Source organism: Pseudomonas sp. AF03-9 (assembly GCF_020515815.1).
GTDB lineage: Bacteria > Pseudomonadota > Gammaproteobacteria > Pseudomonadales > Pseudomonadaceae > Aquipseudomonas.
Genome location: NZ_JAHPJF010000041.1, coordinates 1 through 9281, shown reverse-complemented (window position 1 = coordinate 9281; position 9281 = coordinate 1). Strand labels below are relative to the sequence as shown.

Below are 9281 nucleotides of genomic sequence, written 5' to 3'. Positions count from 1 at the left end.
GCGAAAGCGGTGGTTCAGCCAACACCTCCACCAGCAGTGCCACCGCCTTCGCAGCCTCGCTAGGGCTCGACAGCTCCCACAGGGGATTGGCAGTGCCTAGGCGATCTCCAGCCGAACACTCACTCCCCATCAACACCAATCACCTGTGGGAGCGGGCTTGCCCGCGAAAGCGGCGGTTCAGCCAACACCTCTATCAACAGTGCCACCGCCTTCGCAGCCTCGCTAAAGCTCGACAGCTCCCACAGGGGACTAGCAGTGCCTAGGCGATCTCCAGCCGAACACTTACTCCCCATCAACACCAATCACCTGTGGGAGCGGGCTTGCCCGCGAAAGCGGCGGTTCAGCCAACACCTCTATCAACAGTGCCACCGCTTTCGCAGCCTCGCTAGGGCTCGACAGCTCCCACAGGGGACTAGCAGTGCCTGGGCGATCTTCAGCCGAACACTCACTATCCATCAACACCGATCAACTGTGGGAGCGGGCTTGCCCGCGAAAGCGGTGTTTCAGCCAACACCTCTACCAACAGTGCCGCCGCCTTCGCAGCCTCGCTAAAGCTCGACACAGGGAATTTCGGTTTCTTCCATTGGTTTCGGGTTGCGGTGATACGCCACACCTCGGAAAAAACCGGCTTGATTCTGGTCAAGGGCCACTGGCCATCCTCGCCTCTACCATCGGTCCCATCTTCAGCACGCCGCCGTAAGGGACCCCATGATCCGTTCCACGCACCTGACGCTTCACTGGCTGATCATGGCGGTGCTGCTGATGTTTTTGCCCAACGCCCAAGCCGAGCCCGCGCAGCAACGCATCGATCACACCTTCCCCCAACACGACGCAGTCTCGGCCGCCGAAGGCCCGTTCAAGGTGCGTACCATCAGCCAGGGCGGCCAGCCCGTCGGCTATGTGTTCCAGACCCTGGATGTGCTGAATATCCCGGCCTACTCGGGCAAACCGATCAACACCCAGGTGATCCTCGACACCGCCGGGATCATCCGCGATGCCTATGTGTTGGAGCACCACGAACCGATCCTGCTGATCGGCATCCCCGAGGCCAAGCTGCATGAGTTCACCGGCCACTATGCGGGTGTGGACGTGCGCCAACGGGTGGTGGTTGGCCGCTCCAGTGACCTCAAGGCGGTCACCGTGGACGCGATTGCCGGTGCGACGGTGACGGCCATGGTGGTCAATGAGGTGGTGATGCGCGCTGCCCATGAAGTCGCGGTGGCCCTCAAGCTCATCGACGGCAAGGCCGCCGCCAAGCAGAAAGCCGCGCTGATCCGCACTGATGAGTTCACCCCTGCGAGCTGGGCGCAGTTGACCGGCAACGGTGCGATCCGCCGCCTGCACCTGACCCGTGGCCAGGTCGACGTCGCCTTCAAGGACACCGCTGCCGAAGCCAGCGGTGCCGCCGACGACACCTTCATCGATCTCTACGTGGCCGACATCAATCCGCCGAGCATCGGCCGCAACCTGCTGGGCGAGGCGCACTACACAGACCTGATGCGGCGCCTCAAACCCGGTGAGCAGGCGATTGCCGTGCTCGGGCGCGGGCTGTTTTCGTTCAAGGGCTCGGGCTATGTGCGCGGCGGGATTTTCGACCGGGTGCAGTTGCGCCAATTCGGCAATGTCATCAGCTTTCGCGACCTCGACCACCAGCGCATCGATGACGCCTACGCCGATGGCATGCCGGCGTTTGACGAGATGTCGGTGTTTATCGTGCGCCCGCAAGCGGCCTTCGACCCCGGTTCGCCGTGGACCCTGGAACTCTTGGTACGCCGCCAGACCGGCCCGGTCAGCGGCACCTTCAGCAGTTTCGAATTGCCTTACCAGATGCCCGAACAGTACCTGGAACGCCCGGCGCCCAGCGCCGAGGAGCAGGTGGCGATCGATGAAGCCAATCGCCCGCTGTGGCTGAGCATCTGGTATCAGAAGCAAACCCAGGTGCTGGTACTCGGCGCCGCGCTGGTACTGCTCACGGCGATTCTGTTCCTGCAAGACAGCCTGGCCCGCCGCCCACGCCTGTTGCATTGGCTGCGCCGGGGCTACCTGGTGTTTACCGTGGTTTTTATCGGTTGGTATGCGTTGGGGCAGTTGTCGGTGGTGAATGTGCTGACCTTTGTGCATGCGCTGTTCGAAGGGTTCCGCTGGGAGCTGTTCCTCACCGACCCGCTGATCTTCATGCTCTGGGTGTTCACCGCTGCGAGCATTCTGCTGTGGGGACGTGGCGTGTTCTGCGGCTGGCTGTGCCCGTTCGGCGCGTTGCAGGAACTGCTCAATGAAGCCGCGCGTTTGCTCAAGATCCGCCAGTTCGAATTGCCGTTCGCCGTGCATGAGCGGTTGTGGGCGATCAAGTACCTGATCCTGCTGGTGCTGTTCGGCATTTCCCTGGAGTCCATGGCCACCGCCGAGCGCTTCGCCGAAGTCGAACCGTTCAAGACCGCCATCACCCTGCATTTCGACCGCCAGTGGTGGTTCGTGCTCTACGCCGTGGCGCTGCTGGTGATCAATCTGTTCACCCGCAAAGTCTACTGCCGCTACGTCTGCCCACTGGGAGCGGCGCTGGCGATCCCGAGCAAGTTCCGCCTGTTCGACTGGCTCAAGCGTCGCGCCGAATGCGGCAACCCGTGCCAGCTGTGCGCCAAGGAATGCGAGATCCAGGCGATCCATCCCGACGGCCATATCAACCCCAACGAATGCCACTACTGCCTCGATTGCCAGATGACCTGGCACAACGATCACAAGTGCCCGCCGCTGATCAACAAGCGCAAGAAGCGCAACAAGGCGGCGCAGCAGATTCCCGTGGTGCAGATAAATCCCAACGCTTGAAGGAGCAACCCATGAACGACACAGACGAAAAGCACGACGGCCTGACCCGGCGCGGTTTCCTCGGCAGCGGTGCGGTGACCGGCGCGGTCTTGGCCGGGGCTTCGGCCCTTGGCGGCACGGTGTTTACCCGTGAATCCTTTGCGGCGGCGGCCAAGGACGCCAAGGCGAAAATCCATGTGGAACCGGGCCAGCTCGACGACTATTACGGCTTCTGGAGCGGCGGCCACCAGGGCGAAGTGCGCGTGCTCGGCATTCCGTCGATGCGCGAGCTGATGCGTATCCCGGTGTTCAATATCGACGCCGCCACCGGCTGGGGGCTGACCAACGAAAGCAAGCGCGTCCTGGGGGAGGGCGCCAAGTACCCGAACGGCGATTGCCATCACCCGCACCTGTCCACCACCGACGGCAAGTACGACGGCAAATACCTGTTTATCAACGACAAGGCCAACACCCGGGTCGCACGCATCCGCCTGGACATCATGAAGTGCGACAAGATCCTCACCGTGCCCAATGCCCAGGCCATCCACGGCCTGCGCCTGCAAAAGGTACCGTACACCAAGTACGTGTTCTGCAACGCCGAGTTCATCATTCCGCACCCCAATGACGGCAAGAATTTCGACCTGCAGGATCGCAACAGCTTCACCATGTTCAACGCCATCGACGCCGAGAAAATGGAGATGGCCTTCCAGGTCATCGTCGACGGCAACCTCGACAACGCCGACATGGACTACACCGGCAAATACGCAGCCGCTACCTGCTACAACTCGGAAAAGGCCACTGACCTGGCCGGCATGATGCGCAACGAGCGCGACTGGGTGGTGGTGTTCAACATCCCGCGCATCGAGGCGGCGATCAAGGCCGGCAAGTTCATCAGCGTCGACGGCGCCAAGGTGCCGGTGGTGGATGGGCGCAAATCGCTGGACGGCAAGGACAGCGAATTCACCCGCTATATCCCGGTGCCGAAAAACCCCCATGGCTGCAACACCTCGCCGGACGGCAAGTACTTCATCGCCAACGGCAAGCTGTCGCCCACCTGCACCATCATCGCCATCGACAAGCTCGACGACCTGTTCAACGGCAAGATCAGCGACCCGCGCGGCGTGGTGGTGGGTGAGCCGGAACTGGGCCTGGGCCCGTTGCACACCACCTACGACGGGCGCGGCAACGCTTACACCACGTTGTTTATCGACAGCCAGGTGGTCAAGTGGGACATCGCCAAGGCGATCCGCGCCTACGGTGGCGAGAAGGTCGACTACATCAAGCAGAAACTCGACGTGCACTACCAGCCCGGTCACAACCACGCCTCGCTCACCGAAACCCGCGACGCCGATGGCCAGTGGCTGATGGTGCTGAGCAAGTTCTCCAAGGACCGCTTCCTGCCCACCGGCCCACTGCACCCGGAGAACGACCAGTTGATCGACATCTCCGGCGAGGAGATGAAACTGGTCCACGACGGCCCGGCCTTTGCCGAACCCCACGACTGCGTGATGGCGCGGCGTGACCAGATCAACCCGAAAAAGATCTGGGAACGCAACGACCCGTTTTTCGCCGAGACCGTGGCACTGGCCAAAAAGGACGGCATCAACCTGGAAACCGACAGCAAGGTGATCCGCGACGGCAACAAGGTGCGCGTGTACATGACCTCCATGGCCCCGGCCTATGGGCTCTCGGAGTTCACGGTCAAGCAGGGCAATGAAGTCACGGTGACCATCACCAATATCGACATGATCGAGGACGTGACCCACGGTTTTGTGATGGTCAACCACGGCGTGAGCATGGAGATCAGCCCGCAGCAGACTTCGTCGATCACCTTTATCGCCGACAAGCCGGGGCTGCATTGGTACTACTGCAGCTGGTTCTGCCATGCACTGCATATGGAGATGGTGGGGCGCATGAAAGTCGAGCCTGCCTGAACGCAGAGCACCACCACTGGGCCAATCCAGGCGCGTGGGTTGTGTGGGAGCGGGCTTGCTCCCACACAAGCCTTGCTCCCACACCGGGTCGTCTTTCATTCATGGGGTATCGCCGTGGCTCGATCACTTCTCGTCTTGCTGGCGCTGGGATTGTTTTCGGCCCAGGCGGCCGCCGCTGTGCGGCCACTCACCGACTTGCCGCTGCAACCCGACGGCGAACAGCACTGGCGCCTGCCCGCAGGCGAATACCGTGGCTCGTTCAGCATCGACCAGCCGATGCAACTCACCTGCGCCCCCGACGCCATCTTCCAGGCCGAAGGACAGGGCAACGGCCTGATCATCAGCGCCCCTGACGTCAGCGTGCAGGGCTGCACTTTCCTCGACTGGGGCCGCGACCTCACCGCGATGAACGCCGCGGTCTTCATCCAGCCCCAGGCCCAGCGCACACAACTGCGCGGCAACTACCTGCAAGGTCCAGGCTTTGGCATCTGGGTCGACGGCACCGCCGACGTGAGCCTGATCGACAACCGCATCCAGGGCGACCCGCTGCTGCGTTCCCAGGACCGAGGCAACGGCATCCACTTGTACGCGGTGCACGGTGCTCGGGTCATTGGCAACCAAGTGCGCGAGGCCCGCGACGGTATCTACATCGACACCTCCAACGGCAACCTGCTGCAAGGCAACACCCTCGAAGACCTGCGTTACGGCATCCACTACATGTTCGCCAACGACAACCAGGTACTCGGCAACACCACCCGCCGCACCCGCACCGGCTATGCGCTGATGCAAAGCCGCAAGCTCACGGTGATCGGCAACCGCTCCGAGCAGGACCAGAACTACGGGATCCTGATGAACTACATCACCTATTCCACCTTGCAGGACAACCTCGTCAGCGACGTGCGCGACGGTTCCACCGGCGACAGTATGATCACCGGCGGCGAAGGCAAGGCGCTGTTTATCTATAACTCGCTGTTCAACCGCATCGAACACAACCGCTTCGAGCGCAGCGCCGTGGGCATTCACCTCACGGCCGGCTCGGAAGACAACCGCATCGCCGGCAACGCCTTTATCGGCAACCGCCGCCAGGTCAAGTACGTGGCCACACGCTTGCAGGAATGGTCGGCCGACGGCCGTGGCAATTTCTGGAGCGACTACCTGGGCTGGGACCGCAACGGCGATGGCCTCGGCGATGTGGTCTACGAGCCCAACGACAACGTCGACCGCCTGCTGTGGTTGTACCCCCAGGTGCGCCTGTTGATGAACAGTCCTGGCATTGAGCTGCTGCGTTGGGTGCAACGTGCGTTTCCGGTGATGAAGTCGCCCGGGGTGATGGACAGCCACCCCTTGATGCAAGCCCCCAACCACAAGGAACCTGCATGATGAACGTCGTCGAGATCGAAGGCGTCACCCAGCGTTATGGGCGCACGGCGGTGCTGCACGATTTGAACCTGAGCCTGGCTCCCGGCGAAGTGCTGGGCCTGTTCGGGCATAACGGCGCGGGCAAGACCACCGCGATGAAACTGGTGCTGGGCTTATTGCAGCCCGGCGCGGGGCAGGTGCGGGTCTTCGGCCGTGCGCCGAGCGATCCCCGGGTGCGGCGCATGCTCGGCTATCTGCCGGAAAACGTGACCTTCTATGCGCAGTTGAGCGGCCTCGAAACCTTGCGTCATTTCGCTCGGCTCAAGGGCGCGCCGCTGCATCAGGTCGACCGCCTGCTGCACGACGTCGGCCTGGGCGCAGCGGCCGAGCGGCGGGTCAAGACCTACTCCAAAGGCATGCGCCAGCGCCTTGGGCTGGCCCAGGCGCTGCTGGGTGAACCCCGCCTGTTGCTGCTCGACGAACCCACCGTCGGCCTTGATCCGGTCGCCACCCAGGACCTGTACGGTTTGCTCGACCGCCTGCGCGAGGGCGGTACTAGCATCATCCTGTGCTCCCACGTGTTGCCGGGCGTGGAGGCGCATATCAACCGCGCCGCGATCCTCACCCAAGGCCGTCTGCTCGCACTGGGCAGTCTCGCGCAACTGCGTGCCGAGGCCGGGTTGCCGACGCTGATCCGCAGCCGTGGCCTGCAACGCCCGGACATGTTGCAACAGCGCTGGAGCGCCGCCGGGCATGTCACCCAGACCTGGGGCCCAGGTGGCCTGCAAGTGGCGGCGCACGCGAACGACAAGATGGACCTGCTGCGCCAGTTGCTGGTGCTGGACAGCCCCAGCGATGTGGAGCTTTTGCCGCCGTCCCTGGAGGACATCTATCGCCACTACCTCAACAGCGGGGAGGTCGCCTTATGAACGCAGTCTGGAACCTGGCCCGCAAAGAGTTTGGCGACGGCCTGCGCAACCGCTGGTTGTTGGCGATCAGCCTGTTGTTCGCAGTATTGGCCATCGGTATCGCCTGGCTTGGCGCGGCCGCCGCCGGGCAATTGGGCTTCACGTCGATCCCGGCGACCATCGCCAGCCTGGCCAGCCTGGCGACTTTCCTGATGCCGCTGATCGCGTTGTTGCTGGCCTACGACGCCATTGTCGGCGAAGACGAAAGCGGCACCTTGTTGCTGCTGCTCACTTACCCGCTGGGACGCGGGCAGATCCTGTTGGGCAAGTTTGTCGGGCATGGGCTGATCCTGGCCCTGGCCACCGTGATCGGCTTTGGTTGCGCGATGTTCGCCATTGCGCTGTTGGTGGATGACGTTGAACTGGGCCTGCTGCTCTGGGCGTTCGGCCGCTTCATGCTGACCTCGACATTGCTGGGCTGGGGTTTTCTCGGCCTGGCCTACGCGCTGAGCAGCCTCTGCGCAGAAAAATCCACCGCCGCCGGCCTGGCGCTTGGCGTGTGGTTCTTCTTTGTGCTGGTGTTCGACCTCGGTTTGCTCGCCTTGCTGGTGCTGAGCAAAGGTCAATTCAACCCCCAGGGCTTGCCGTGGTTGCTGCTGTTCAACCCCACCGATGTGTATCGGCTGATCAACCTCGCGGGCTTCGACACGGGGACTGCATCGGTCGGGGTCATGGCCCTGGGCAGCGACCTCGATGTGCCGGCGCCAGTGTTATGGGCATGCCTGCTGGCGTGGGTCGGCGTACCGCTGGCGCTGGCCTATGGCTTGTTCAAACGGCGCGCGGCCTGAAGAATTCTTATGACGGCTGGAGTCACGTTTATGGGTGTAAATACACGGGTAATGGCGGCGCTGTTGGCCGGCCTGTTGCTGGCGGCGTGCGACAAGGCGCCAGAGTCGAGCTTCACCGATGCACCGGTGGCGTTTCATCCCAATGATGAGTGTCATGTGTGCGGCATGGTCATCAGCGAATTCCCCGGGCCCAAGGGCCAGGTGGTGGAGCGCGACGGGGTGAAGAAGTTCTGCTCCACCGCCGAAATGCTCGGCTGGTGGTTGCAGCCGGAAAACCATCACGACACCGCCAAGCTGTATGTGCATGACATGGGGCGCAGCCATTGGGATGCACCGGACGACACGCAGCTGATCGATGCGCGCACTGCGTTTTATGTGATCGGCACCGGGCTCAAGGGCGCGATGGGGGTGGTGCTGGCGTCGTTCGCCGATGAGGCCAAGGCGCAAAAGGTCGCGGCGGATACGGGTGGGCGCGTGCTGCGGTTTGCCGAAATTGACCTGGCGCTGTTGCAGCAACCGGCAGGCGTGACCCACAGCGGGCACTGAGTCAGCCTGCCTGGTAGCCCATCAGCTGTTCTTCGCACAGGATCCGGATGGTGCGCCGCTGCACCTCGATCAAGCCACTTTCGACCAGCCGGTGCAGGATCCTTGAAAAGGTCTCCGGCTGGATCCCCAGCTTCGATGCCACCAGGCGCTTGGGCACTTGCAGCACCACCTCACCGCTGACGGCATTGCGCTCCTGGAACAGGAAATTGATCACTCGGCGACTGGCGTTGGCCAGGGTCAGGGTGTCGATGTCTTGCAAGCGCTGGTGCAGGTGGATGCTCATGCTGCCGAGGATCGCCAGGCAGATCTGCGGCTGGTCCTCCAGGGCACGGCGGTAGTGCTGGCCTTCGATGCTGACCAACACGCTGTCTTTAAGCGCGGTGGCGCTGACCGGGTAGGCCTTGGCTTGGGTGAACAGCAGCGCCTCGGCAAAGGTTTGGCCAGGTTGGATGACTTCCACCAGGTGCTCCTGGCCTTCGCCCGTGACGCGGTGCAGTTTGATCTGGCCGCTGACCAGCAGGAAGAAACGCTCGGCGGGGTCGCCCTGATGCACGAGCGGCGTGTGGCCGGGCAGGCGCTTGAGGTTGGCCAGGGTGCAGACGTCCTGGAAGGTTTTTTCCGGTAGCCGGCTGAACAGGTGGTGTCGGCGCAGGGTCAGTACGATTTGGGGGTGGGTGAGCATGGGTTGGGGCCTCCGCGGGTGATCAGGGTAGGGCGCCTTGGGGGAATGCGGCTATGCCTCTGAAGGAGTACCTCTGGGGCTTGAGTCCATATCCGTTGCTGCGGTCACCCATCACCTCTACCAACAGTGCCGCCGCCTTCGCAGCCTCGCTAAAGCTCGACAGCTCCCACAGGGGATTGGCGGTGTGAGAGGGATCTCCAGC

The 9281-nt window shown here is 62.9% G+C and carries 7 protein-coding genes; 6 read left to right on the top strand and 1 reads right to left on the bottom strand.

The window, feature by feature from the left end:
* Positions 1-747 precede the first annotated feature (747 nt).
* The 6 genes from nosR (at position 748) to LIY36_RS27385 (ending at position 8397) form a co-directional block, all read left to right on the top strand.
* Positions 748-2823, top strand: coding sequence for a transcriptional regulator NosR (nosR, locus tag LIY36_RS27410; protein WP_226457832.1), 2076 nt, complete (start codon positions 748-750; stop codon positions 2821-2823).
* 11 nt (positions 2824-2834) lie between these two features.
* Positions 2835-4736: a TAT-dependent nitrous-oxide reductase gene (gene nosZ / locus LIY36_RS27405; protein WP_226457830.1), complete on the top strand. Its 1902-nt coding sequence runs from the start codon at positions 2835-2837 to the stop codon at positions 4734-4736.
* Positions 4737-4844: 108 nt separating this feature from the next.
* Positions 4845-6116, top strand: coding sequence for a nitrous oxide reductase family maturation protein NosD (locus LIY36_RS27400; protein ID WP_442962233.1), 1272 nt, complete (start codon positions 4845-4847; stop codon positions 6114-6116).
* Positions 6116-7024, top strand: a complete 909-nt coding sequence (locus tag LIY36_RS27395) for an ABC transporter ATP-binding protein (protein WP_226457831.1) — start codon at positions 6116-6118, stop codon at positions 7022-7024. Before LIY36_RS27400 ends, LIY36_RS27395 begins: the two co-directional genes overlap by 1 nt.
* Entirely contained in the window at positions 7021-7851 is an 831-nt protein-coding gene (locus LIY36_RS27390; protein WP_226457828.1) for an ABC transporter permease, read from the top strand. The genes LIY36_RS27395 and LIY36_RS27390 overlap by 4 nt, the downstream gene beginning before the upstream one ends.
* A gap of 30 nt (positions 7852-7881) precedes the next feature.
* Complete coding sequence (locus tag LIY36_RS27385; RefSeq protein ID WP_226457827.1) at positions 7882-8397, top strand: nitrous oxide reductase accessory protein NosL; 516 nt, start codon at positions 7882-7884, stop codon at positions 8395-8397.
* Position 8398: 1 nt separating this feature from the next.
* On the opposite strand, the gene LIY36_RS27380 is transcribed toward LIY36_RS27385, so the two are convergent.
* Positions 8399-9079 (bottom strand): Crp/Fnr family transcriptional regulator, encoded by a 681-nt coding sequence (locus LIY36_RS27380; protein WP_226457826.1) that lies wholly within the window; start codon positions 9077-9079, stop codon positions 8399-8401.
* Positions 9080-9281: the final 202 nt, after the last annotated feature.

Bases quoted from the DNA above. Each gene is read 5' to 3' on its own strand.
- nosR (WP_226457832.1), top strand. From the start codon at position 748: ATGGCGGTGCTGCTGATGTTTTTGCCCAACGCCCAAGCCGAGCCCGCG.
- nosZ (WP_226457830.1), top strand. From the start codon at position 2,835: ATGAACGACACAGACGAAAAGCACGACGGCCTGACCCGGCGCGGTTTC.
- LIY36_RS27395 (WP_226457831.1), top strand. From the start codon at position 6,116: ATGAACGTCGTCGAGATCGAAGGCGTCACCCAGCGTTATGGGCGCACG.
- LIY36_RS27390 (WP_226457828.1), top strand. From the start codon at position 7,021: ATGAACGCAGTCTGGAACCTGGCCCGCAAAGAGTTTGGCGACGGCCTG.
- LIY36_RS27385 (WP_226457827.1), top strand. From the start codon at position 7,882: ATGGGTGTAAATACACGGGTAATGGCGGCGCTGTTGGCCGGCCTGTTG.
- LIY36_RS27380 (WP_226457826.1), bottom strand. From the start codon at position 9,079: ATGCTCACCCACCCCCAAATCGTACTGACCCTGCGCCGACACCACCTG.